The 22,266-nt window shown below is 62.2% G+C and carries 23 protein-coding genes; 20 read left to right on the top strand and 3 right to left on the bottom strand.

The genetic code is table 11. The features are described from left to right. Positions 1 to 68: 68 nt before the first annotated feature. The 15 genes from QMX83_RS11765 to QMX83_RS11695 all read left to right on the top strand — a co-directional run bounded on the left by QMX83_RS11765 (position 69) and on the right by QMX83_RS11695 (position 15,831). Positions 69 to 500, top strand: a complete 432-nt coding sequence (locus tag QMX83_RS11765) for a structural protein P5 (RefSeq protein WP_282296816.1) — start codon at positions 69 to 71, stop codon at positions 498 to 500. After that, the gene (locus QMX83_RS11760) at positions 500 to 838 is read left to right on the top strand and encodes a hypothetical protein (protein ID WP_282296815.1); all 339 of its coding nucleotides are present in this window, start codon (positions 500 to 502) and stop codon (positions 836 to 838) included. The genes QMX83_RS11765 and QMX83_RS11760 overlap by 1 nt, the downstream gene beginning before the upstream one ends. Next, complete coding sequence (locus QMX83_RS11755; RefSeq protein ID WP_282296814.1) at positions 835 to 1,323, top strand: lysis system i-spanin subunit Rz; 489 nt, start codon at positions 835 to 837, stop codon at positions 1,321 to 1,323. The genes QMX83_RS11760 and QMX83_RS11755 overlap by 4 nt, the downstream gene beginning before the upstream one ends. 88 nt (positions 1,324 to 1,411) lie before the next feature. Further along, the gene (locus tag QMX83_RS11750) at positions 1,412 to 1,738 is read left to right on the top strand and encodes a hypothetical protein (RefSeq protein ID WP_282296813.1); all 327 of its coding nucleotides are present in this window, start codon (positions 1,412 to 1,414) and stop codon (positions 1,736 to 1,738) included. Beyond that, positions 1,728 to 2,225 (top strand): hypothetical protein, encoded by a 498-nt coding sequence (locus QMX83_RS11745; protein ID WP_282296812.1) that lies wholly within the window; start codon positions 1,728 to 1,730, stop codon positions 2,223 to 2,225. Before QMX83_RS11750 ends, QMX83_RS11745 begins: the two co-directional genes overlap by 11 nt. A gap of 11 nt (positions 2,226 to 2,236) precedes the next feature. Then, a complete protein-coding gene (locus QMX83_RS11740; RefSeq protein WP_282296811.1) occupies positions 2,237 to 3,040 on the top strand; it encodes a hypothetical protein in 804 nt (267 codons plus the stop codon). An 82-nt stretch (positions 3,041 to 3,122) separates the two neighbouring features. After that, positions 3,123 to 3,728: a hypothetical protein gene (locus QMX83_RS11735; protein ID WP_282296810.1), complete on the top strand. Its 606-nt coding sequence runs from the start codon at positions 3,123 to 3,125 to the stop codon at positions 3,726 to 3,728. Next, entirely contained in the window at positions 3,728 to 7,498 is a 3,771-nt protein-coding gene (locus tag QMX83_RS11730) for a phage tail length tape measure family protein (RefSeq protein ID WP_282296809.1), read from the top strand. The genes QMX83_RS11735 and QMX83_RS11730 overlap by 1 nt, the downstream gene beginning before the upstream one ends. Further along, on the top strand, positions 7,495 to 7,911 hold the full coding sequence (locus tag QMX83_RS11725) for a hypothetical protein (protein WP_282296808.1): 417 nt from the start codon (positions 7,495 to 7,497) through the stop codon (positions 7,909 to 7,911). Before QMX83_RS11730 ends, QMX83_RS11725 begins: the two co-directional genes overlap by 4 nt. Before the next feature lie 3 nt (positions 7,912 to 7,914). Then, positions 7,915 to 11,523 (top strand): hypothetical protein, encoded by a 3,609-nt coding sequence (locus QMX83_RS11720; protein WP_282296807.1) that lies wholly within the window; start codon positions 7,915 to 7,917, stop codon positions 11,521 to 11,523. Next, on the top strand, positions 11,520 to 12,551 hold the full coding sequence (locus QMX83_RS11715; protein ID WP_282296806.1) for a hypothetical protein: 1,032 nt from the start codon (positions 11,520 to 11,522) through the stop codon (positions 12,549 to 12,551). Before QMX83_RS11720 ends, QMX83_RS11715 begins: the two co-directional genes overlap by 4 nt. Beyond that, positions 12,548 to 12,865, top strand: a complete 318-nt coding sequence (locus tag QMX83_RS11710; protein ID WP_282296804.1) for a hypothetical protein — start codon at positions 12,548 to 12,550, stop codon at positions 12,863 to 12,865. Before QMX83_RS11715 ends, QMX83_RS11710 begins: the two co-directional genes overlap by 4 nt. 779 nt (positions 12,866 to 13,644) lie before the next feature. Beyond that, positions 13,645 to 14,670, top strand: a complete 1,026-nt coding sequence (locus QMX83_RS11705) for a hypothetical protein (protein WP_282296803.1) — start codon at positions 13,645 to 13,647, stop codon at positions 14,668 to 14,670. Further along, positions 14,660 to 14,893: a hypothetical protein gene (locus QMX83_RS11700; protein ID WP_282296802.1), complete on the top strand. Its 234-nt coding sequence runs from the start codon at positions 14,660 to 14,662 to the stop codon at positions 14,891 to 14,893. Before QMX83_RS11705 ends, QMX83_RS11700 begins: the two co-directional genes overlap by 11 nt. A gap of 146 nt (positions 14,894 to 15,039) precedes the next feature. Continuing rightward, positions 15,040 to 15,831 carry a DNA adenine methylase gene (locus QMX83_RS11695; protein ID WP_282296801.1) on the top strand — a complete coding sequence of 264 codons (792 nt, stop codon included), beginning with the start codon at positions 15,040 to 15,042 and terminating at the stop codon, positions 15,829 to 15,831. Positions 15,832 to 15,836: 5 nt separating this feature from the next. On the opposite strand, the gene QMX83_RS11690 is transcribed toward QMX83_RS11695, so the two are convergent. After that, positions 15,837 to 16,502, bottom strand: a complete 666-nt coding sequence (locus QMX83_RS11690; RefSeq protein WP_282296817.1) for an SOS response-associated peptidase — start codon at positions 16,500 to 16,502, stop codon at positions 15,837 to 15,839. Between the two features lie 113 nt (positions 16,503 to 16,615). Between QMX83_RS11690 and QMX83_RS11685 the strand changes: the two genes are divergently transcribed. Beyond that, a complete protein-coding gene (locus QMX83_RS11685; RefSeq protein ID WP_282296800.1) occupies positions 16,616 to 17,044 on the top strand; it encodes a BLUF domain-containing protein in 429 nt (142 codons plus the stop codon). A 693-nt stretch (positions 17,045 to 17,737) separates the two neighbouring features. After that, positions 17,738 to 18,037, top strand: coding sequence for a hypothetical protein (locus QMX83_RS11680; protein WP_282296799.1), 300 nt, complete (start codon positions 17,738 to 17,740; stop codon positions 18,035 to 18,037). Between the two features lie 593 nt (positions 18,038 to 18,630). Here the strand turns inward: QMX83_RS11680 and QMX83_RS11675 are convergent. Together QMX83_RS11675 and QMX83_RS11670 are read right to left on the bottom strand one after the other, a co-directional pair. Further along, positions 18,631 to 19,788 carry an acyltransferase gene (locus QMX83_RS11675; RefSeq protein WP_282296798.1) on the bottom strand — a complete coding sequence of 386 codons (1,158 nt, stop codon included), beginning with the start codon at positions 19,786 to 19,788 and terminating at the stop codon, positions 18,631 to 18,633. Positions 19,789 to 19,864: 76 nt separating this feature from the next. Then, on the bottom strand, positions 19,865 to 20,155 hold the full coding sequence (locus QMX83_RS11670; RefSeq protein ID WP_282296797.1) for a hypothetical protein: 291 nt from the start codon (positions 20,153 to 20,155) through the stop codon (positions 19,865 to 19,867). Positions 20,156 to 20,304: 149 nt separating this feature from the next. Between QMX83_RS11670 and QMX83_RS11665 the strand changes: the two genes are divergently transcribed. The 3 genes from QMX83_RS11665 to QMX83_RS11655 all read left to right on the top strand — a co-directional run bounded on the left by QMX83_RS11665 (position 20,305) and on the right by QMX83_RS11655 (position 22,216). After that, the gene (locus QMX83_RS11665; RefSeq protein ID WP_282296796.1) at positions 20,305 to 21,306 is read left to right on the top strand and encodes an HWE histidine kinase domain-containing protein; all 1,002 of its coding nucleotides are present in this window, start codon (positions 20,305 to 20,307) and stop codon (positions 21,304 to 21,306) included. Beyond that, positions 21,303 to 21,707 carry a response regulator gene (locus QMX83_RS11660; protein WP_282296795.1) on the top strand — a complete coding sequence of 135 codons (405 nt, stop codon included), beginning with the start codon at positions 21,303 to 21,305 and terminating at the stop codon, positions 21,705 to 21,707. Before QMX83_RS11665 ends, QMX83_RS11660 begins: the two co-directional genes overlap by 4 nt. 335 nt (positions 21,708 to 22,042) lie before the next feature. After that, on the top strand, positions 22,043 to 22,216 hold the full coding sequence (locus QMX83_RS11655) for a DUF1328 family protein (protein WP_282296794.1): 174 nt from the start codon (positions 22,043 to 22,045) through the stop codon (positions 22,214 to 22,216). The last annotated feature ends 50 nt before the right edge of the window (positions 22,217 to 22,266 follow it).

Raw genomic sequence — 22,266 nt, 5'->3', positions numbered from 1 at the left:
GGCATCGCCCACATGCGCCGGGATGGCGTGGGCGATGCCGGCACTCCACTACGGTCAAGGGGATCACAATGAACAGCGCCGATACGCCGCGTGGCGTGCGCAACAACAACCCGGGCAACATCGACCGCACGGACGTGGTGTGGCAGGGCGAAGACCGCTCTGCCGCCGCCCTGGCGAAGGAACGCCGCTTCTGCGTTTTCAACACGCCCGAGGCTGGCTTCCGCGCCCTCGCAAAGACCTTGCTCACGTATCAGAACAAGCATGGCCTGCGCACCGTCCGGGACATGATCAACCGCTGGGCACCACCGGTCGAGAACAACACCTTGGCGTATGTGCGCCAGGTTGCCAACGAGGTCGGCGTCGGTGCTACCGAGATCGTGTCTCTGTCGCGCCCGGTGACCCTGTTTCGCATGGTCCGTGCGATTGCCCGGCACGAGAACGGTGGGCTGTTCTGGGCAGATTCCGTGATCGAGCAGGGTGTCAACGAGGCGCTGAAGTGATGGCCGGCCCGGACGTGGGTGAAGGTGCGCCTTGGTGGCTGGCCGGTGGAATGGTCGCCTTCTGGCTCGCACGCGAGGCGTGGGGAGCGCTGCTCTCACGCCGGAAGGAGCGCTCCGAAACGGATGCGAACGTCGTCCTGATCGAGGGGTTGACCGGGCGCGTGAAGGCGCTGGAGGAGCGACTGACCAATCAGGATGCCCGACTGCAGCAGGAAATGGAGCTGAGACTAAAGGCTCAGGAGGATGCGAGCGCTTTGCGCACGCGCATCCGCCTCCTGGAGTCAACGCTGCGCCAGCTCGGCGCTGTGATCCCCGATCCAGAAGGTGTGTCGGCATGACCCGCGCCCTCGCTATCGCATTGGTCCTGCTGCTCGGCGTCATCTTCTGGCAGCGCGGCAGCGTCTGGAAGGCGCAGGAAAGCGCCACTGCTGCAGTCGCCGGCCAGAAGTCCGCCGAGGACGACCTGTCGGCAGCGCAGTCCGAGATCGGCCAGCTCACCACGGTGGTCGCGAAGGAGCGGGCCGACGCCAAGGCCGCCAACGCGCTCGCCGCGCGCTACGAAAAGGAAAAGACCCATGCCCAGACTGAATCCGACCGCCTGGTCGCTGAGCTGCGTGCTGGCAATAGCCGGCTGCACGACCGCTGGCAGGCCGCCATCCACACCGCCGCACTGTCCCAGGCCGCCGCCAGCGCCAGCCAGCCTGATGGTCGAGCCGACGACCGGTACGAAAGTGCGGGTCGAATTATTGGAGCCGCCGACCAGTGCGACGCCCAGGTAAGGGCGCTGCAGGCGTATGCCAGGCAATGTGGGGGCGAGCCATGACCCTGGCGTTGCAGGTTCTCGCCTTCGTGCTACTGGCGTTTGCGCTGGCCTTCTCGATTGCCGGTCGACGCACAGGGGAGGTTTTTCGATGAGCCAGCGCGAGTTTCTAGCTGATCTTGACGCGAGTCTGCACGCTGGTTTCGCCGGCGCTGGGATGGCTGAGTTCGGCCTTTACACCGCACCCGGGGCGGCCGTCGCCGTGCCTTGCCAGGTGTACGTGGACCGCGACGTGGAGACCATCGGTGGCCTACGCCAATTCGTTGCCAATCGTGTGGAGATCTCGTACGTGCGTGACGCCGGCCTGGCGCTGGCAAAAGACGGCACGGTACACGTTGATGGGGTGACTTTCACCAACGTAAAGATCATTTCAGACGATGGCTCGCTGAGCCGATGGATGGTGCGCAGTGGCCCCTGACCCCTCTCAAGAACTGGTAGAGCCGGAGAGCTGGCAATTGCTGGAGTTCCTCGCAACCCGGGTTCGCATGGTGAAGAAGGAGGCTGGGTTCCTTACGGACCTGGGCGATGGACTGGTCATGTTGGACGATGACGACGTGCCTAACGACTGGGTTGGCTCTGCGACGTCGATCTACGTGGACCGCATCAGCGGCTCCAGTAGCAGCCGAGCGCAATCCAGCTCCGATGTGGGTGTTGTGGTTGAGTTCGCCGTGCCGCGCCACTCGGATGAGCGACACCCTCACCGGCTTGTTCACCGTGCGCGCAAAGACCTGGTCCGCGTGCTGAAGGTTGATGAGCGCCACTTCCCGCTCGGCATCACCAAGTTCGAAGTACTCGAATCCCAGCTGGCCGAGGTCACCGACGACACCGGCCACACCAGCGTTGTCGCTCAGATCACCGCGCGGGCCGGCCTGACCGAAACCTTCCAGCCCCTGACCACTCCCTAGGAGATAACCCTATGGCTACCCAGCCCAAGGTTCGCAAGTTCGCAGGCGATCTGCGCCTGTTTGAGTTCGGTGCCGGCGCAGACCGGATTGCCGTCATCCCCGACACCGACGACAAGTTCGGCAACAAGCCGCTGGAGCAGAGTTCGCTCACCTTCAGCTATGAGGCCGGTGATACCACCGAGATCAAGAGCAAGCGCCGCGATGATCGCTACAACCAGATCATCCACACCGACGCCAATCCGGGTGCAACCAGTCTGAGCATTGGCGCACTCGAAGTGCCGCCGGCCATCCTGGCTCGTATGCTGTACGGCAGCGCCGTGAGCGCGTCAGTCGAAGCCGGTGCTGCCGAGAACCTGAGCATTGCCGTCCACAGCAAGGACGCGCCGGTCAAACTGCCGAATCGTTTCGTGCTGGCTGTTCCGGCACCGGTGTTCAAGAAGGGGGACGTGGATCTGGTGGTCGGTGTGGACTACGCCGTCGACAACCGTCAGGGCATCCTGATTCCTCTGCCGGCTGGGAAGATTCAGCATGGCGACGTGCTGACTGCCAGCTACAGCTACGACGGTTACCTCCAGACGGCCATCAACGGCGGTGCGGTACCGAACAAGTCGTTCATGATCCTGGGCGACGTCCAGGATCGCATCAGCGGTGAAAACGGGCTGCTGCGCATTCCGCAGGTGGATCTGACGGTCGACGGCGATGTGGACTGGTTCAGTGACGAACCGATCCAGGTGACGCTCACCGGGCCGGTGATCTTCCGCTCGGAAGAATCCGCGCTGTACACCTTTGAGGTGTACGAGCAGAAGGCGGGCTGATGGTCGGGCAGGCCGATAGCGGTCTGCATTGGGCGGCACCCTTCGCGGTGCCGTCCTGCTTTAGCGCGAACGGGGGTTGACGGTGGCAAGGTTCAACAGTTTCGGTCAGACCGACATCGGCGCACTGGCACGCCTGGCGGCCCGTGTGGATGGCCTGACCAAGGCGGCGATCTCAAAGGCGGACTCGCGCTCGATCGCGTCGGTGCGCCGTCGTTTCGAGCCGGCGGCAAAGCGAGCCATCCGTGAGGTCTACACCGTCCGAGCCGGTGACTTGAAAGGGCGATTCAGCGTTCGCTCCGGCAAGGTCGAGGGATCTGAGTACCTGTCCCTGAAGGCTTCCACCCAGAAGCTCTCCCTGATCGCGTTCAACGGCCGATGGGGCGGGCGCAGGACTCCAGGCGCGACCGCCGGCATCCAGGTGGGAAAGCGCAAGGTCTATACCTCCGCGTTCATTGCCCGCATCGGCGGCCAGCGCCGCATGGTGGTTCGCCAGTTTTCCCGCGACGCCACCGCGCCTTCCGGCCGCGACGGCCGTCGCAAGCTGCGGCTGCTGAGTGGTGCCAGCGCCTTCCAGATGGTGATGGGTGAGAACGAGATCGTCGCCAGCAAGCTGGCGCGCGAGATGAACGAATACCGCAGCAGCGAGCTGGTCCGACAGCTGCAGCTGGCACGAAAGAGGAAGCGTTGATGGCAGGCACTGCGGCATTCGAGGAAGCACTGCGGCTGGTTCTTGAGACCAGTGGGACCGAGGGCGTCGACCAGCTGCGGGTCGCCCTCGAGCAGATGGGCATCGCCACAGAGGATGCAGGTGCAGACACGGCTAAGCTGGTTGATAGGCTGGTCGAACTGAACAGCACCGCCGGTAAGGCCAATGCCTTCGACGGCATGATGCAATCGCTGGATGAGCTGGAGAAGCGCTACGACGCGAACCAGCGTGCGGCGTATTCCCTGAGCCTCCAGATCGCCGACATGGCGCAGCCGTCGCGCGAGTTGCTCCAGGAACAGAAGTCCCTCCGGGCCGAGGGAGACAAGCTTCGAGCCAGCCTGAACAAGCAATGGGAGGCGGTGGCCAAGGCCGATGAAGAACTGCGGGAGCTGGGCGTGGATACCGCTCAGCTGGCCGCCGGACAGCAGCGCCTGCGCGCCGAGGCGACGCGCACGGCCCAGGCATTCACCGAGCAGGCGAGGGCGTCAGCCGAGGTGGCTGCGGAGACGCGCCGGCGTAACCAGCAGATCGAGGACAGCGATGAGCAGTTCCGCGCCCAGGCGCGGGCGACCAACGCAGCTGCGGAATCGCTGAAGGCTTACCGCGATAGGGCCGACCAGGCTACGCGTGACACGGCCGAGTTGGGTACCGCCGCTGAGGCCACCAGTTCCATAATGAACCGGTTGAAGGGGGTGGTGGCGGCCGCGCTTGGGTTCATCGGGTTCGGCAAGATCGTCGATGGCATCAAGAGCATCATCACCGAGGGAAGTGACGCCGAGCAGGAGCTGGGGCAGCTGGAAGCGGCGCTGGCGGCGACCGGACGCCAGAGCGAATTCACCGCCGAACAGCTGGCCCAGATGCGCCGTCAGCTGCAGGGCGGGCTGTTTGATGATGGCGAGATCTCCAAAGCGCAGGTGCGCCTGCTTTCCTACACCAACATCGTCGGCGAGCAGTTCCCGCAGGCGATGCAGATCACGATTGATCAGGCCCAGCGCCTGGGCATCAGCCTCGAGCAGTCAGCCGAGGTGGTGGGTAAGGCGCTGCAGACGCCGTCCAAGGCGATGGAGTCCCTGAGTAAGCAGGGCTTCACGCTGACTGCCGCTCAGAAGCAGCTGGTCGGCCAGCTGGAGGCTACTGGCCGCGTTGCTGAGGCGCAGACCATCATTCTGGATCTGCTGGCCGAGTCCTACGGTGGCGCAGCAGCAGCGGCCAAGGTGGGCACCATTGCGGGCCTGTGGAAGGCGGCCACCGAGCGGTTTAAAGACTGGAAGCAGGAGGTCGCTGACCAGGGCGTTCTCACGTACTTCAAGACGCAATTGTCGGAGATGCTTTCCCTCGCCGACAGACTTGCCAAGGATGGCACTCTCACAAGGTGGGCGAAGCAAACGGCGGACGCCATTCTGACGATGGCCAATGCCGCGCGTTCGGCTACTACCTGGCTGCTAGAGCATCGCGATGCGCTGATTACGATGGGAAAGGCATTTGCCACCTTCGCCATTGTGCGTGCCGTTGTTCAGATGAACGCTTGGCGCATCGCCTTGATGGCCTCTACCCGTGCGCAGCTTGCCAATGCCGCAGCAATGGATGCCTCTGGTAAGGGCGCGCTGACGCTAGGCAACATCCTAAAGACTCTCCCCCGCGCGGTGCCTATCACGGTGGCCCTGCTCGGTGTAGAGCTGGCCACTAAGACTCTCCAGGCGTTGGGGGAAGCGTTAGGCGAAGAGCTGGGTAAGAACAGCCAAGCAATGAGGGAATCGGGTGAGGCGGTTCGCTCGATGCGCGAGCAGATGTATCTGCAAGGAATTGAGTACAAAAAGGCCGCAGTCTCGGTGGCGCAGTACCGTGACGTTTCCGTGCGTTCGGCTGCGGAAGTGGCGGCGATGGGGGAGCAGGAGCGCCAGTCCTACCAGGCTCGGCTCGACGGACTGAAGAAGTACTTGACCGCGCAGCTCGGCTATCTATTTACCCAGAAAGAACTGGGCATGGCCACTGAAGAACAGCTGTCCCAGCTAGAGCAGGTGAAGGCCGGGTTGGCGCAGGTCGCCGTGGGTTACAAGGATCTTGCGGCTGGTTCTCAGGTGGCTGGCGATGCACTGAAGAACGGCATTGCCGCAGGTGCGCAGCTAGTGGTGGAACAGCTCAAAGGGATCGGTAGCGATTCAAAGCTGGCTGCCAGCGAGATCAGTAAACTCTTCCAGAATTTGAACTTCGACGACACCAGCTCTCTGAGCAATGTCGGTGTGGGTCTGGCATTCATAGCAGATCAGGGTGCCGGCGCTGAACGTAATATTCGGGACGGGCTGACAAAGGCGTTGCAGCAGCTCAGTGGCGAAGAGCTTTCCCGCTTTCAAACCGCAGCACAGTCAGCGTTCGCCTCGCTACCCTCGGCCGCTGCCAATACTTCCGTGGTGCTTGAGCAGACCCTCGTCGCAGCGCTGGGTAAGTTAGGCGTATCAGCGGAGCGCATGGGCGTGAGCTTTACCGCTGCCGGACGTGATGCCAACGCGGCATTTGGCACCGTAGTGGAGAACGCACTTTCCACCAGTGCCCAGATCGAAACGGCCTTCAAGGCCGCGCTTGGCAACGTCGCCACGCTGGATGAAGCCAAGGCGCTGGGCGCGCAGCTGCAGGCCGCCGGTCAGCAGGGCAAGCTCGGGTTCGACCAGGCGGAGCGCTCGGCGGCCGCTCTGAACGCGCGGATCCGTGAGATCACCAACGCCATGAACCCGCTGAACGATGAGTTCAGCAGACTGGGCATTCAGTCACAGGCATCTCTGAACGCGGCGCGCGATGCCGCCAAGGACGCGTTTGAAGCCATCCGTCGGGGTGCAGCTCAAGGCAAGGCCAGTATTGAGGACGTGCGTCGGGCCTTTACGGCCTACGCAAATACGGCCCGCGCGGCGGTTGCCAACAGCGACGACTGGAAGCGCAAGCAGGTTGAGTCCCAGTTGGAGGTCCAGGGCGCGACCTACGCAACGAATCAGGCGCTGGCGAACCAAGGAAGTGCTGGCGCGGCCGCAGGGCAGGCGGTGGCGGCTGGTGGCGCGCAAGCCACTGCGGCAATGGAGCAGGTACAGAGTGCTGCTGCCGGTGCAGCCAGTAGCGTGGCTTCCGTGGGAGCTGCGGCAGGCGGGGCTAGCGGTACGTTGAATAAAGCTTCGGCGTCTGCCAGCGGCTTCTCCATGAACATGGGCCAGATCTCAGAGAAGACCCGCGAACTTCTCAGTCAGCTGGGCGGCCCGACGGGACTAAAGGAGTTCGCCAACGTCTGGAACGGGCTGGCAAGGCAGCGCCGCGAGCTACAGGCCTACAAGGAAGAGCAGGCCGAGGTACTCAAAGGCATGGACGAACTTTCCAAGCAGCGTAAGGAACTTGCCCAGCGCTTTGATTTAGTCGGCGAGAACGAACTGGAAGAAGTTCTCCAGATCGAGCAGCAGATCGAGGCAAAGCGAGCGGAGCGCCGGCGGGCGGAGGCCGAAGAGCGCCGCGCCCGTCTGGACGCCGCTCGCGAAGAAGAAGCGCTCCAGGCCGAGGCCGACGCCAAGCGAATCAATAGCGGCAGCGACAACAATGGCGGAGGTGCCCGGGTGCTGAGGATTGAATGGATTGCCCCATCGCGCTCGGTTGCCGCCAGCGCGTCTGCGGCAGAGCGCGAGCAGGCCGAGCGCCTGGCGGGCATGGTCGCGCCATTGGTAATGGACAAGGTGGCGCGTAGTCGCAGTGTGTCGGTGCGAGCAGGGGGAGGCCGATGAGCCGTATCGTCCTTGCGGGCATAGAGTTGCCGGCCGATCTCCAGTGGATCGATGAATTCACAGCTTGGCGAGTTGGTCAGCAGGTCAAAACCAGCCTCACTGGCGCTCGGATTGTCCAAGAGTCCGCCCTGCAGGCAGGCAGGCCCATCACCCTCCAGACGCAGCGCGAGGGCGATGCGTACATTGCCCCAGTCACCCTAGAAGTCCTGCAGCGGCTTCAGGCCAGCGAGGAGCAGCCGCGCACCGCTTCACTCCAGCTGCTGATGCCGGCCCACAACGGCGGTGAGCGCGCTTTCTCTGTGGGCTGGCGGCGCACCGATGGCGCAGCCGTGGAAGCCTCGCCCATCAACTACGCCGTGCCCGCTCTGGGCGGCGACTACTTCTCCATCACCCTTCGATTGATGACGGTGTAACCGATGACCATTTCTACAACAGACATCAAGATGCGCCAGTCGCAGCGCCTGACCGACAATCCCGACGGCGGTGGCCGCATGGTGCAGGCCGAAATCGTGGACGGGCAGATGAATAACCTGTTCCCCGACATCGGTGATGAGGAGCGCACCACCGGGCGAGCCACGCTGCGCAAGATGTTCGTCCACGTGGATACGCCTACCGATGACGTTCTTAAGGACGCCATCGGCGTTCTTCTGGATCCACCGAACGATCCAAAGGTTCAGGTCAGCATGTTCGCTACCGGCGTCTACAGCGATGTACGCAGCGACGCGCGAAATCGCGTGGAGAGCTACATCACTCGTGGGGTAGAGTCGCGCTACATCCTGCTCAGCAACCATTTCATTGGGCAGCAGGCACTTCAGTTCTACTGCATGAAAGATGCTCCGAGTCCGGACATCAACGACAACCTTTGCCTTTTCGTGACCGCAGCGGGCTATACGCCCAATGAACAGTATGTTCGGGTCAAAAGCATTCTTTCCCGCACGTCACGCACGTTCTTCGACGACCTGGGCGCATTCGAACGTGACGTGATCGTAGTTGAGACCGTCACTTCTCTTTTGTATGACTTCGCCGGTCAAGAGGCCACGCGACTGACCAGTATCAAGCCGCCGACGCGGGTCTATGAGACCAACGTGGTCGAAGCCACCAGCTACCACAGCGTCAAGCGCCTGACGGCCGACGCAAAGCCGGGTGACCTTTCGGTTCAGGTCGACACCCCGTACGTCACCATCGTCCCCACGTCGACCGCAGAAACTCCTGTCAGCGATGTGCTCGCTGGGTTGGGCACAATCAGCTATGTTCCGTCCGGGCCAGCCGGGTCGCTCGGTCTGACGTTCAGTGCGAATTTCACCGCAGGCGCGCCGATCACGCGCTTCTTGGGTACTCCAATGGTCCCGGGTTCGGTGAAGGTCTTGGCCGGTGGCGTGGACCTGTCCGATGACGGCTCGGGTAGCTTGGTCTCTACCAGCGCGTCACCATGGTCCGGTACCGTCGACTACCAGGCCGGGTCCATTAGTCTGGCCAGTGCGAACGCCGTCGGCTTTGCCAACGTGACCGTTACCGCCAGGCCCGCTGGCGCGATCTCTGCGCAGGGCTTTTCCGATGCGATCCAGGTCACCCAGAACAATCAGGGTTACAACTGGCTCTTCCAGCTCACCCCGCTTCCGGCACCTGGCACGGTGGTAGTGGACTACCGTGCCCTAGGCAAGTGGATCCGACTTCAGGACAACGGACAGGGCCAGCTGGTAGGCAAGCCAGGGCAGGGAAGTGGTTCCGTCAATTACTCCACCGGGGCGGTGGTGCTGACGGCCGGTGCACTTCCGGATCTGGACAGCTGCGTTATCCCCAGTTGGGGCACTCCGGTGCTCGCAGAGGCGCGTACCGGAGACGTGGCCATTGAGCCGCCGGCACTGCACTTCATGCTGGGCAATGGCGGCGTAGTTCCTGGTACCGCGCAGTTCACGCTGCGGGTCAATGGCAACAACGTCGCTGTGTCGGACAACGGCGCGGGCGGGCTTTTGATCGGCGGTGTCGTGCGAGGGTCGATTTCGTACTCCACCGGCGAGGTGATGATTCGTCCGGTATCGCTGCCGGATGCCGATAGCCAGCTGGCCTGCGAGTATGAATTCGGGCAGTCGCTTTCCGGCACTGTGCAGCCGGTCCCCGATGGCGCAGGGCTGGTCGCGATCTCACTACCGGAAGGTCCGATGCGAGCTGGTAGCCTTCGCCTGGACTGGGTGGTCACCGTCAGCAAGGACGCTTCTGGGCTGGCGAGCACGCCGCAACCCATGCGCGTCACCGCCAAGGACGACGGACAGGGCAACGTGGTGGCGGTAAGCATTGGTGGCCAAGCGCTGGACACGGTGTTGGGTGCCATCAACTACAGCACCGGAGCGATCAACCTGCAGGCCGGCAAGTTCACCGTCCACCAAGTCTCTTTGCCGATGTACGAGGTCGTCACTGGCCGGAAGGACTTGAGAATCATCGGTTACACCCGCCAGGACGTCGATGCGCAGTTCTCCGCCGGAACGATCATCTCCATGGGCTGGATGATCGCGGGCGCGGCGGAAACCACGTCCAACGAGTCGCTGCCGCTGCCTCCTGTGCAGCTGCTGCTCACGCCGACCATCAGCGACAGCATCGTGCCCGGCAGTGTGCGTTTCACGTACAAGGGGCGGACGTACGTGGACCGCAACGGCGGGTTGTATTACAACATCGATCCAGTCTCCGGTGCGGGGATCTACGGCGGGACCATCGACTACGCCCTTGGCGCGGTGAGCCTCACCCAGTGGGTACCGGGTGGTGCCAATACCGTAACGGTCCAGTCCCTGCTGACGCGAATCGCAGAGCCGGGCGTGGCGGCAGTCTATTTCCGCGCACCAGGTTCCCCTCTGCGCCCTGGCGTCTTCACCCTGCGCGCTGTGGTCGTGGATGGGGAGCAGCTCACCGCAACGGCGGACATCAATGGCGTCATCAGCGGTCCCCAGGTCGCGGGCACCATTGACTGGGAAACTGGTGTGGCCCAGGTCGCCTTCGGGAGGCTGGTGCCGGTTGCCGGGAACGAGGGCGCACCGTGGTTCGACCCGGGGGCGGTTGTCGGCGATCAGGTCTGGAGGCCCACCTTGGTGCTGCCGGGGTCAATCTTCATCGGAGCGGTGGTCTTCCGATCCATCCCTCTGTCGGCCGTGGTGATCGGCCTGGAGTCCGTGCGTCTGCCGGCAGACGGCCGTGTTCCGGCGTTCAAGTCAGGTCAGACGGTATTGATCCATCACACTGCCAAGCACACCGTCGCGTCTCCGCAGGCCAGCCAAGTGGTGCAATTCGGGCGAACCCGGATCGCTGCGGTAGAGGTGGTGGATGCGGCTGGGGTACCGATCGACAGCGCGTGGTACACCTACGACCTGCAAGCCGGGCGACTGACCTTCAGCGACCCTCTCAACCTGTCGGCCTACCAGCTCCCTGTCGTGGTCTTCGAGCGCATTGAAGATCGCCGGCTGGTGGTTCAGCCTCAGATCACTGGCGAGATCGAGATCAATACCGGCCTGACCCACGACTATCCGGCCGGTGAGGCGCTGGTCAGCACTGCGTTGCGCCTGGGCGAAGCCAATGGGTCGCTGGATCTTCAGGCCCGAGTTCAGAACCTGTTCGACCAGCAGTCGTGGACCTCGGTATGGAGCGACCTCCCCATTGGCAGCGCTGCGAACGCTTCCTATAACGACACCGACTTCCCCCTCGTCGTGACCAACAGCGACGCAATCACCGAGCGCTGGGCAGTTCGCTTCACGTCGGCCACAAACTTCGAGGTCATCGGCGAGACCGTCGGCGTCATTGCATCGGGTAGCACTACTACAGACTTGGCCCCAGCGAACCCGCGAACGGGTCAGCCTTATTTCCGCATGCGCGCGCAGGGCTGGGGCGCAGGGTGGTCGACGAACAACGTGGTGCGGTTCAACACGCTCGGGGGGTTGGCTCCGATCTGGTTGGTCCGCACGACGATGCCGGGGACGCCGGAAGGAGTGACCGATTCAACCAGGTTCTTGGTAATGGGCAACGTTGCAGGAGCATCCGAATGAGCTTGATTCCGTCGATCTATCGCAGCACTGATCCAGGTGCGCCCGTCTTAAGTGGTCAGGCGGGTTCGCTGCTGGCGCTTCTGCATGCTGTGCTGGTTACCGGCTATGGCAGTGGTGCAAACCTGAAGCCAGGCGCTGGCTGGACGCGCCCGTTTTCTTCGTCCACGGTGCACGTATACCGCAACAGTTCGATCAGCGGCTCTGGTGCCTATCTGCGTGTACGGGACGACGCCTCTGCGGACATGCTCAACTCCCCTTGTTTGGCGCAGGCGATTGGCTATAGCGACATGAGCGACATTGATACGGGCGAGAATCGTACGCCCTCGCTGTCCATGCAGGCGCGCGGAAGCCTTATTGCGAAGGCCCCGCCCGGCAACACCGCTCCACGCGAGTGGATCGCCATCGCAACGGAGATCGGCTTCTATCTTTTCACCGATTGGAGTATCTACAATCGAGGGCGCGCGCCATACTATTTCGGTGATCTGATTTCGTCGGTAGGTGGTGACGCGTATCCATTCGCCATGTTTGGGAGTGCGGACCTGACCAACTATTCAGGGACTTGGTCGGACTATGTGATGTCTGTCTTCTGGTCGACGGAGTTGAGTAGCGAGCTGCCGGCTCCGGGCGGTGACTACAGTACGCGGGGGCAGGCGGGAGGCTTCACCATGAGGTCGTATTCGTCCGGTGCGGCTGCACCAGGACGGATTGCCACGGTCGGCTTCGGTACCGCAGGCACTAGCCGCTACTCTTATGGCACCGATGTTTTCCCTAGCGGCAAAGACAAAGCCCACGGTGGATACAACTTCACCCGCGCACTGGTGAAAGAGGCTCCTTTCACCATACGTGGTCACCTTCCCGGCTTGCTGGTTCCCCTTCACGTTCGGCCCTACGCGGACGGGGAGCACGTTACCTATGTGGATGGAATGGGCGTGGGCGATTGGGTGGCGATCAACTACAACACAGCAGAACCAGACATTGCCGCGCGAGATGGCCAGGTGCTGTTCCACATGGATGCGCCCTGGAAATGATCATTCGAGAGGTTTTCCGAAACTGGGCGGGATTCGGCGGGGACGGCTACTTGGGCGGAGATCCGCCGGTGGGTGAGGAAGATGGCCGTGCGAAGATCCAGAACCAGCCTGCGAAGGTATTGGTGTCCATCTATCAGCTGAAGGATGCGCTGTCGGTTACCTATGTTGGGTCGGTATTGAGCGCCGCAGATGGGACGTGGCGCATTGAAGGAATCGACCGCACAAAGCAGTACAGAGTAATCGGGGCGGACCTGGGCAGGTCTGTCAATTCGGCGATCCAGGACTGGATTATCCCCGGCAAGTTGGGTGGCTGATGGCGAGTGGTTCGCTGGTTCTCAACTTGGGTCCAAAGCATGGCGGAAGGAGCGGATCGCTCATCGTCAATCTTGGCGTCAACTGGTATGACGCGCCAGTTGAGCCAGGCACCGACAAACTTGTCAGCCGCGGCGTCCGGACAAGGTGGCAGGGTGCTGACTCGCAACAAACTGTCGGTCGCTTGAGCTGGTGGTACGCGCCCCGGATTTCCAATCAGGTTTCTGCTGGCTGGAGCGTGGCGGCAAGCGTAGAAAGTGATTGCTCCCTGTCCTGGGGGCTGTCCCCTCTGCTCAAGCAACGCGGTGGCCTCATCTGGCAGGGGGCGATGGCGGTCTCATTGAATGTGAGTCGTCTGCATTGGAGCAATCTGGGCCGATCCAGCGCCAGCTTGGCCTTTCCATGGCTGTCACGCCTGGCTGAAGCTCGACAGCTCGGGAGCATTCGGTGGGCGGTGGGTGAGTTAGCGACGCAGCGCAGCGCGTTGCTGTGGCAGTCGGGGCTGCTGGCTCATGGGCGGGCACTGCCGATGCGCTGGGATTACCCGGCATTGGCACGCCACTCCCGGCGACTCCCCTGGGGATGGGGGCGTTCAATTCCATGGATCGTGAATCCGCCGAGGCCACCCGATCCTGAGCCTGAACCTGGGCCGGGGTTTCCTTCGGGCGACCGAGTGGCGCTTCATTTGGGGTGCGCGCTTATCCCCAATCCAGGTCTTGCACCATTGAACCTGGGCGTCGCGGCTTGTTACGCCGTGCGCCCACAGCAAAGGACATACGTTGTGATCAATGAAATCTCAGTGGTCCGCCTACCGGACCGCACGCCCATCGAGATGTCGGGGGTGACCATCACTTCCAGTGCAGACGCGTGGGGGTCGACCTTTGACTTTGAGCTGGCGGACATCGACCAGCTGTCCCTGCTGAAGCCGTCGGCCGCTGGGCCGCGTCAGGTTGAGGTGACGCTCAACGGATACACGTGGACGGCATTGGTGGAGTCGTACAGCAGGCGTCGGGAATGGTCCAGTAGTGGCATCAATCTGACCGGTCGATCGCGCACTGCGCTGCTGGCCGCGCCCTACGCGCCGGGGCGAGTGAAAGTCACTACTGAAGATCGCAGCGTCGCCCAGTTGGTCGACGAAGAGCTGGCCGACACCGGATTCGTCGCGTCCTACGACACGGTGGACTGGGTTGTGCCGGCAGGCGCGTGGTTCTATGACGCCACAACCGCGCTGGACGCCCTCAGTCGGCTGGCCGAGGCGAGCGGCGCGGTCGTCCAGTCGGATCCTGCAGATCTCTCGCTCAGGGTGCGCGCGCGTTACCCGGAAAGTCCATGGCGCTGGACCGACCTCGCTGCCGACCACGTGGTCCAAGCGGACGTCGTAAGCAGCGAAAGCCTGCAGATGCGCAGCGCGCCGCTGTACGACGCGGTGGTGGTGACCGGGGAGCTGGCTGGGAAGGGTGTGACATGCAAGGTGCGTCGAGCGGGTGAGGCGGGGCAGCTGTTTGCGCCGCAGGTCAGCAGCCCTCTCATCAACACGTCCGCAGCCGGCACTGAGCGCGGTCGCAACATCCTGTCGGACCGTGGCGAGCAGGCCTTGGTCGACCTGGTCATCCCGCTGTTCGCCGGTCCGCTGCGGCCAGGGGAGGTTGGGCGAGTGAGGCCGCTGGACCTGGTCGAGGTGGTCGGGGAAGAGGGGATCTGGCACGGCCTCTGCGTGGCATCGAGAACTGAGGCGCGAACCAATGACAAGGCCGTCGTGATCGAGCAGACCATCACACTGGAAAGGCACTACACCGATGCGGACTGAACTGTGGGACAACTTCAATGGGCTGCTGGGTGGTCAGGCGCGGTTGCTTGGGACCGTCACTGCCCACAACACGGATGGGACCAGCAGCCTCACGACGTATGACGGCGCGCAGATGCGTGTGGTTGGTCAGTTGAGCCTCGCGATTCCGTACAATGCATGGGTGCGTGATGGCCGAATGATCGAGGCCGCGCCCAACCTCCCGCTCATGGAGTCGGAGGTCTAAATGAAAACAGGGCTGTGGTCGCATGCCTGCAAGCAATTGACCACCGCCGCAATACAGGTGATCTCACCACCTGGCTTTGGCTTAAACCCTGCGCCCTCGAAGGAGCGCAGGGATTTTCGCCGTTACACATCGCAAAGGTTGAGAAAATGCCAAACCCCATCATTTCGTGGCCGGGCGGTAAGCGTCGGCTACTGAAGCACCTGTATCCGCACTTCCCGGTGCACTCCACTTACGTTGAGGCATTCGCTGGCGGTGCGGCCGCGTTGCTCATGCGGCCAACGCCTGCGCCGCTGGAAGTCATCAACGACATCAACGGTGATCTGGTCACCCTTTATCGATGCGTGCGTCACCATCTTGACGAATTCGTGCGCATGTTCCGCTGGTCGCTTGTGTCGCGGCAGATGTTCGAGTGGACTCAGATGGAACGTCCGGAGACGCTGACTGACATCCAGCGCGCCGCGCGCTTCTACTACCTGCAAAAGCTCGCGTTCGGCGGCAAAGTGCAGGGACAGAGCTTCGGCGTTGTCGCATCGGGCGCGGGGCCGCGTCTCAATCTGCTCAGGATCGAAGAGGAGTTGAGCGCGGTGCATCTTCGCCTTGCCTGCGTTGTGATCGAGCGCCTGCCCTGGCATGAGTGTGTGGCGCGCTACGACCGCCCCGAGACGTTGTTCTACCTGGACCCGCCGTACTGGGAGACTGAAGGCTACGGCGTCGAGTTCCCGTTCTCGGAGTATGAGCGCATGGCTGATCTGATGAGGTCTGTCCAGGGCAAGGTTGTGGTGTCGATCAACGACCACCCCGAGATCCGGCGTGTGTTCGATGGCTTTGAGATCGTGCCGCTCCAGATTGGGTACACCATTGGGGGAGGGCAGGGCAGCAAGTTGTCCGGCGAACTGATCATCAAGTCGTGGGACGATAGGCAGGCGAGACTGGTATAGGGCCGTCACGCAACTGGCTGAAGGAGGTCATCCCGGTTGTTGCGGGGGGAATTGACCGCGCGGCTGACCCGGTAGGCCTCCATGCTCGGCGGCTCCGAGGCCAGAAGCATGGCCATGGCGTCATCCGGATCGGACGTTATCCAGGTCTCCGCCAGGTCAAGGCGGAGCCACACTGGCATCCGGTCGTGGATATCGGCCGAAACGCCGCTGCTGTCTCCGGTGATGACCGTGAACGTGCCCAGGTTGTCGGCGTCCATCAGCGGGCTGGTTTCCTCCCAAAGACCGGCCGCCCACAGCGGTTCGGATGCATGGATGAACCAAGGGTCTTTCTTCCCATCCTCGGCGCTGACCGACCATTCGTAGTAGCCGGCCATGGGCACCAGGCAGCGTCGCTTCTTGAAGGCGGACCGGAAGGCGGGCTTCGTGGCCACCGTTTCGATCCGGGCGTTGATGGTAGAACTTTGCAGGCTCTTCGCCTTCGCCCAGAAGGGCAGCAGTCCCCAAGACAGCCGCGTCAGCTGCAGGCCGGTACCGCGATCCAGCAGGACGGAGGCGCGCTGCGTCGGGGCCAGGTTGTAGCTGGACGGCATGGCCAGAAGGTCGCCCACCAGCTCGGGAAAGGCGAAGCTGCCTTTTGCTTTGATCGGGGTCTGGACGAAGCGGCCGCACATCTGGGAACCATTCTCCAGCGACTGTTCGAATACCGACATATTTCACAGCCAAGGTAGTGAGTTGCCTGTTAGGGTGGAACTCGCAGGGGGTGATTCACAATGGAGGGCAGGGCATGACGCTACACGCTCTCGTTTATTTCAGCCAAGCGGTGCCTGGGCTGACTATTGACCAGATCGATGATTTGACCCAAGACGCAGCTGAGCACAACCACCTTGCGGGTGTGACAGGCATTCTTCTCACGGACGGCAGTCACTTCCTGCAGTACATCGAGGGGCCGGAAGACGGTTTAACCTTGACCTACTCACGAATTCTCAATGCTCGCAGCCATACTGAGATTGTTGAGCTCGGGCGAAGTCGGGGCGGCCAGCGCCGCTTTCCATACTGGTCGATGCGCTGGATCCCCGTGGACGAGCCTGAGCTGCGCATCGCAGTTCGCAGTGATTGGCGCGGATTGGCTCATCGCCGCGTGGGGGCGATGGAAGGCAGCGCGCATACGGGGATTGATCGAATGCGCTCATTGGTTGGCCCGTACAACAATTAGGCGACGAAAGCTCAGCCGTGGCCGAGCTTTTTCTTTGGCGGTAGCCCAGCCAAGCTAGGTTCTGTTAGCAAGCAGAAGCAGGTCGCGACGCTGTTGGTCGTCCAGCATTGTCGCAAGTTCCTTTCGGAGTAAGGTCGCCACCTGGGGGCAGGAGGGGCAGGTGAGCTCCGAGGTCACCCCATCATCTTTCAGACCCGCGGAAGGCGCGAACGTACCTCGCTCCCCGCACCGGCAGCAGGTGGCGTCAAAGGATTGAACCGACTGGATCTCGCCTGTCCGGCGCAAGATGGTCGCGAAGACGCGATGAACCCTAAAGAAAGCTGAAAAATCGTCCGACACTGGCTCACGCTTCTCAAAGGGCTAAACGCGGTAGCAACTCTTGTTGCGCCGCCAGAAGCGTTGTGGTTTCCACTATACGTACTTTTCCCACTCGGAGGTGAAGATCTATCGACATGGGGTACGCCCATGCTGATTTCTCGCGGCCTTAACGACGCAAATTGCAGATTTGGTGTCAGTGAGGGGGAGGCATCTCGCCCCACTGGCAGCATCAGCCCCGCTGCCTTCCTGGCCGCTTTACCGGATGCGCTGGCTATCCGCCGCTGTTCCCTCAGCAGCTGGTGCATCCGGGGCCAGGCTTTCGGCCGGCCCGACCTCTCGCAGGATTTGAGACGGCCGTCCGTAGGATTGCGCGCCATGCTCCCTCCAGACTTCCGCTGGCATGCCGTTGGCACCGCCACCTCCGACAAGCCCAACCAGCTGTTGCTCGACTCTGTCGAAGTGGCCCGACTATCCCAACGCGTCGATGACCACACCTGGTGGATCAGCCTCAACAATCAGCGAGACAGGGAGCTGCGGAAGCGCAAGCTCTGCAGTGGGTATGAGCAGGGCAAGCGTGGCGCGGAACTCTGGGCCGAGCGGCACCAAGACCGTCTCCGGGCTGAGGTAGATCGCTATCTCCAAGGATTGAAGATCAAGAAGTCGCCGATGCTGTAGCCGGAGCCTGTAACCGGTTTCGGGCAGCGGGACTCGGCTGTACTATGTGAAGACCGGGTGAACTGAGGCGAAGTGCGTGAAGCGGAAGTACTGGTACGTTTCCGAGGACGACGGGAGTTGGCATGTCAGGGAAGGGTGGCACGGCCTTAATGACGATCTCGGGTCCGGCCAAGATGCTAAAAGTGACGCGGTAATTGAAGCGTGCGTGCGAGCCAAGCAGCACCATGAGGAAACCGGCGCGCCCACAGGGGTACGCGTCCAAGGTATGGACAAGCGTTGGTGGGATGAATTCGCCTATGGCGAAGAGTAAACGCTGGGGATTTAGAGCGACGCTTTTCACTGGACGCTTCGCTCACCCTATCCGGCTGTAACTCGTTGATATGTATGGACAGGAAAAGCTTGTTTGTGCCGTCGCTACCGGAAGGAAGATACGTTAAATATCAATGGCGTAGCTGGCTCAGGCGCGATGCCTGGGGGGCAGAGGGTCGTCGGTTCAAATCCGGCCGTCCCGACCACTGTTGGTGAAGATCAAGGGCTTGAACCTCGCGGTTCGGGCCCTTTTTCGTTGTGTGCGGTTGGTCCGGCGTCAGCTGCTAGCGGTCGGGTGCCAGCGTCGACGGAACTGTGCGGGGCCGCAACCGGGCATAGAGGGCAAGCGCGCGATGTCGAACCCACTCGCTCAACCCGTTTTCCAGGTAGCGATGCGAGATTGCGGCCAATCCCAGTGACAGCGCTGCGAGCACAAGCATGTACCAGACGTTGTTCATGTACTCCGCCGTGGCATCGCCCCAAAGCAGTTGGTATGCCGGGTGGATAACAAACGGGTGCACCAGATACAGCGAGTACGACACATTGCCTGTCCAGACCAGGGCAGGGGGCCAGCGCAGGTCCATGGTCCTGCTCCCTACCGTCAGCACGAACAAAAGCAGGGCGTAGGGCAGTGCCCAGCCGGTGAGCCCCAGCTTTGGCGAGACCTGCATGACCAAGAACCAGACGAGGAGCGCGACGGCAATGACGGTCAAGACGCCAGCGCTCACCTTTGATATCTGAAAACCGGAAAGGTAGATGCGGCCTATGACCACGCCGATGAAGAATTCCCACAACATGGGGTTGGTGGCGAAGTTGAGCGGACCATTGAATCCATAGTCGATGTACGCATCAAACGATGGACGCGAGACCATCATGGGCAGCAGGACCAGAAGCAACAAAGCGATCCCCGCCAAGGCCACCCAGCGCAGCCGCCCAAACACCATGGACAGGGCAAAGAGTGCGTAGAAGTAGATCTCATAGTTGATCGTCCACCCTACGTGGAGCACCGAGCCACCGAAGTAAGGTCCCATGGAGCCAAAGTTCGTGGGGATCATCAGCATGGAGCGGATGATCTGGCTCGGCTCCGTCATGATGTCGACATGCCCGACGTAATGTCCCATCGCCAGCATCATCGGTACGTACAGTGCAGTCGCCACCAGGTAAACCGGAAATACGCGTGCAACGCGTTTGATCAGGAATACGGCCGATTCGTCGAGCCCTCCTGCCGCGTGACGGGTGGCGTAGACCATGATGAACCCGGATATCATGAAAAAGAGGTCCACACCCGACGCACCGGCCATGAAGATCACATGCTCGATGCCCGATTCTTTAGCCTGAGGCTGGTAGCCGACTCCATGGTAGAACACCACCAGCAACGCAGCGATTCCCCTTAGCGCCTGGATGAACTCAAGCTTGTGTTCCGCCGTATGATGTCCTGCCATGGTGTTTTTCTGGGGTCTCTGAATGCGGCGCTAGTCTAGCAGCGCAGTGTGCACGGCCAACTCGGTAGAGCGCGGATTACTCGCGCACCAGCCGCAGCCAGCGACAGACGCCGTAGACCACGACCGCTACCGCCGGAAGCACGCTGATCCAGATCGGCAGACCCAGTGCCAGTGTCATCACCGCACCGCAGATCAGCGCCAGCAGGCCCAGTCCGAGGATCTGCAGATCCAGCACGGCCACTTTCGCGGCGTCTTCCCCGACCGAGCGGGTTGGCCGCCCGCGATGTGCCCGCTGGCGGCGTGCGACCCAGATGTCGGTGAAGAAATCCGCAATTCCTTCGATCAGATCGCCGATGAATCCCGACATGGTTCGTCCTGGCACGCGTGGATGAATAGGGGGATCATCGGGGCGGTTCCGGTGGCCGTCAAGCGTGCCCTCCCTGGCCCCGACGCGACCCTGATGCCCCGTTCACAGCGACCGCTCTAGATTCGGCCCATTCAACAGGACCGAGCCCCGTGCTCCAGCCGGAACAGGACACTCCAACCTGGCGCATCTACGAGACGCTGCTGCAGGCGACGCCGGATCTGTCGTACGTGTTCGATTTGCAGCACCGGTTCATTTACGCCAACAAGGCGCTGCTGACCATGTGGGGCATGAGCTGGGACGAGGCGATCGGCAAGACCTGCCTGGAGATCGGCTATGAGCCGTGGCATGCGGCCATGCATGACCGCGAGATCGAACAGGTGATCGCCACCCGCCAGCCGATCCGCGGCGACGTGCCGTTCCCGCACGCCACCCTGGGCGTCCGCATCTACGACTACATCTTCACCCCGGTGATCGGACCGGACGGGCAGGTTGAGGCCATTGCTGGCAGCACGCGTGATGTCACCGAGCGAAAGCGCCATGAGCAGCACCAGCAACTGCTCATCAACGAGCTCAACCACCGGGTCAAGAACACCTTGGCGACCGTGCAGTCGATCGCGCGGCAGACCCTGCGCAGCGCGGCCGGGCTGGAAGATGCCAACACCAAGATCGAGGAGCGCCTGGTTGCACTGGCCGGCGCGCATGACATTCTGACCCGTGAGAACTGGCACAGCGCCGACATCCGTGATCTGGCCCAGTCCACGGTGGACGCCTATGGCACCCCCGACCAGTTCCAGCTGGAAGGGGACAGCTGCCGACTGGATCCGCGCCGCGCCCTGGCGCTGGCGATGGCCCTGCATGAGTTGGGGACCAATGCCACGAAGTACGGCGCGCTGTCCTCACGAGAGGGGCGGGTACACCTGCATTGGGTCAGTACCGATGTGGACGGTGACGCACGCATTGAAGTGTTGTGGCAGGAGTACGGCGGCCCCGCCGTGCACAAGCCGGTGCAACGTGGCTTCGGTTCACGCCTGCTCGAACGGGGACTCAAACACGACCTCGGCGGTGGGGTCGAACTCGCATTTGCACCGGAAGGCGTTCGCTGCCACCTGTGGATGCCGCAGCCGAACCTGGAGGAGGTACAGCTGAGATGAGCCGGAACGTACTGGTTGTAGAAGACGAATCGATGATCGCCATGCTGGTCGAAGACCGCCTGGTCGATGCCGGGCATACGGTATTTGTCGCACCCAGCGTGCAGAAGGCGATGGAGGTGCTGCGCGATCATGTCATCGACATGGCGCTCCTGGACGTCAATCTGGCGGGCACGTCATCAACCCCCGTGGCCTACGAACTGGAGGCGCGTGGCATTCCCTTCATGATCGCCACCGGATATGGCGCGCAAGGCGTCGACGAAGCGTTTCGCGATCGCGGCTGTCTGCAGAAGCCGTTCCGCATGAGTGATCTGGACCAGTCCATCCAGCGACTGGAAGGCGAGGTGCCCGAGCGGGCCGATCAGGTGAGCGCGCGCACCACTTCCTCGATCAGGATGATGTAGCAGGTCAGGAAGTAGACCTTGAGCAGGGCGGGGTGCTGCTTGGCAACGAAAGCGCGCATGGCGATTTTGCGGTTTGGCGGGACGTCATCATTGTGACCATAGGGTGAAACTGTGGCAACGGTCACACATTCAGTGAAATGACGGGGCGTTTCACCCAAAGTCAATGGAATTCAAACACTTAATGTTTCCGGACGGCGCTGTCCGCTTGCCGTTCGTCGGAAAATTCCTACATGACTTTCTTCACATGGGGCTGGCGGCCGCCTCACCGGTCGCGGACAGCTGAACCACTAGGGTAGAACCCACTTCTTACTCCCCGCAGAGGGAAAGGTTTCAGCATGATCAAGTGGGCCATCATTTTCGCCATCATCGGCCTGATTGCCGGTGCGCTCGGCTTCGGCGGCATTGCCGGCGGCGCCATCGGCATTGCCAAGTTCCTGTTCTGGGCCGGCATCATCATTGCCGTGGTGCTGTTCCTGCTGGGCATGACGGTGGCCAAGAAAATCACCTGACCGGTGAATCGGTGGTGCCGGCCGTTGGCCGGCATCATCACCTCCTGGGC

Source organism: Stenotrophomonas sp. PS02289 (assembly GCF_029960115.1).
Taxonomy (GTDB): Bacteria; Pseudomonadota; Gammaproteobacteria; order Xanthomonadales; family Xanthomonadaceae; genus Stenotrophomonas.
Note: the sequence above shows the minus strand (reverse complement) of the source record. Positions and strands in the feature narration are given on the sequence as shown.

Bases quoted from the DNA above. Each gene is read 5' to 3' on its own strand.
- QMX83_RS11765 (WP_282296816.1), top strand. From the start codon at position 69: ATGAACAGCGCCGATACGCCGCGTGGCGTGCGCAACAACAACCCGGGC.
- QMX83_RS11725 (WP_282296808.1), top strand. From the start codon at position 7,495: ATGAGCCGTATCGTCCTTGCGGGCATAGAGTTGCCGGCCGATCTCCAG.
- QMX83_RS11730 (WP_282296809.1), top strand. From the start codon at position 3,728: ATGGCAGGCACTGCGGCATTCGAGGAAGCACTGCGGCTGGTTCTTGAG.
- QMX83_RS11660 (WP_282296795.1), top strand. From the start codon at position 21,303: ATGAGCCGGAACGTACTGGTTGTAGAAGACGAATCGATGATCGCCATG.
- QMX83_RS11750 (WP_282296813.1), top strand. From the start codon at position 1,412: ATGAGCCAGCGCGAGTTTCTAGCTGATCTTGACGCGAGTCTGCACGCT.
- QMX83_RS11690 (WP_282296817.1), bottom strand. From the start codon at position 16,502: ATGTGCGGCCGCTTCGTCCAGACCCCGATCAAAGCAAAAGGCAGCTTC.
- QMX83_RS11675 (WP_282296798.1), bottom strand. From the start codon at position 19,788: ATGGCAGGACATCATACGGCGGAACACAAGCTTGAGTTCATCCAGGCG.
- QMX83_RS11710 (WP_282296804.1), top strand. From the start codon at position 12,548: ATGATCATTCGAGAGGTTTTCCGAAACTGGGCGGGATTCGGCGGGGAC.
- QMX83_RS11685 (WP_282296800.1), top strand. From the start codon at position 16,616: ATGACGCTACACGCTCTCGTTTATTTCAGCCAAGCGGTGCCTGGGCTG.
- QMX83_RS11700 (WP_282296802.1), top strand. From the start codon at position 14,660: ATGCGGACTGAACTGTGGGACAACTTCAATGGGCTGCTGGGTGGTCAG.
- QMX83_RS11695 (WP_282296801.1), top strand. From the start codon at position 15,040: ATGCCAAACCCCATCATTTCGTGGCCGGGCGGTAAGCGTCGGCTACTG.
- QMX83_RS11755 (WP_282296814.1), top strand. From the start codon at position 835: ATGACCCGCGCCCTCGCTATCGCATTGGTCCTGCTGCTCGGCGTCATC.
- QMX83_RS11680 (WP_282296799.1), top strand. From the start codon at position 17,738: ATGCTCCCTCCAGACTTCCGCTGGCATGCCGTTGGCACCGCCACCTCC.
- QMX83_RS11655 (WP_282296794.1), top strand. From the start codon at position 22,043: ATGATCAAGTGGGCCATCATTTTCGCCATCATCGGCCTGATTGCCGGT.
- QMX83_RS11720 (WP_282296807.1), top strand. From the start codon at position 7,915: ATGACCATTTCTACAACAGACATCAAGATGCGCCAGTCGCAGCGCCTG.
- QMX83_RS11670 (WP_282296797.1), bottom strand. From the start codon at position 20,155: ATGTCGGGATTCATCGGCGATCTGATCGAAGGAATTGCGGATTTCTTC.
- QMX83_RS11760 (WP_282296815.1), top strand. From the start codon at position 500: ATGGCCGGCCCGGACGTGGGTGAAGGTGCGCCTTGGTGGCTGGCCGGT.
- QMX83_RS11715 (WP_282296806.1), top strand. From the start codon at position 11,520: ATGAGCTTGATTCCGTCGATCTATCGCAGCACTGATCCAGGTGCGCCC.
- QMX83_RS11740 (WP_282296811.1), top strand. From the start codon at position 2,237: ATGGCTACCCAGCCCAAGGTTCGCAAGTTCGCAGGCGATCTGCGCCTG.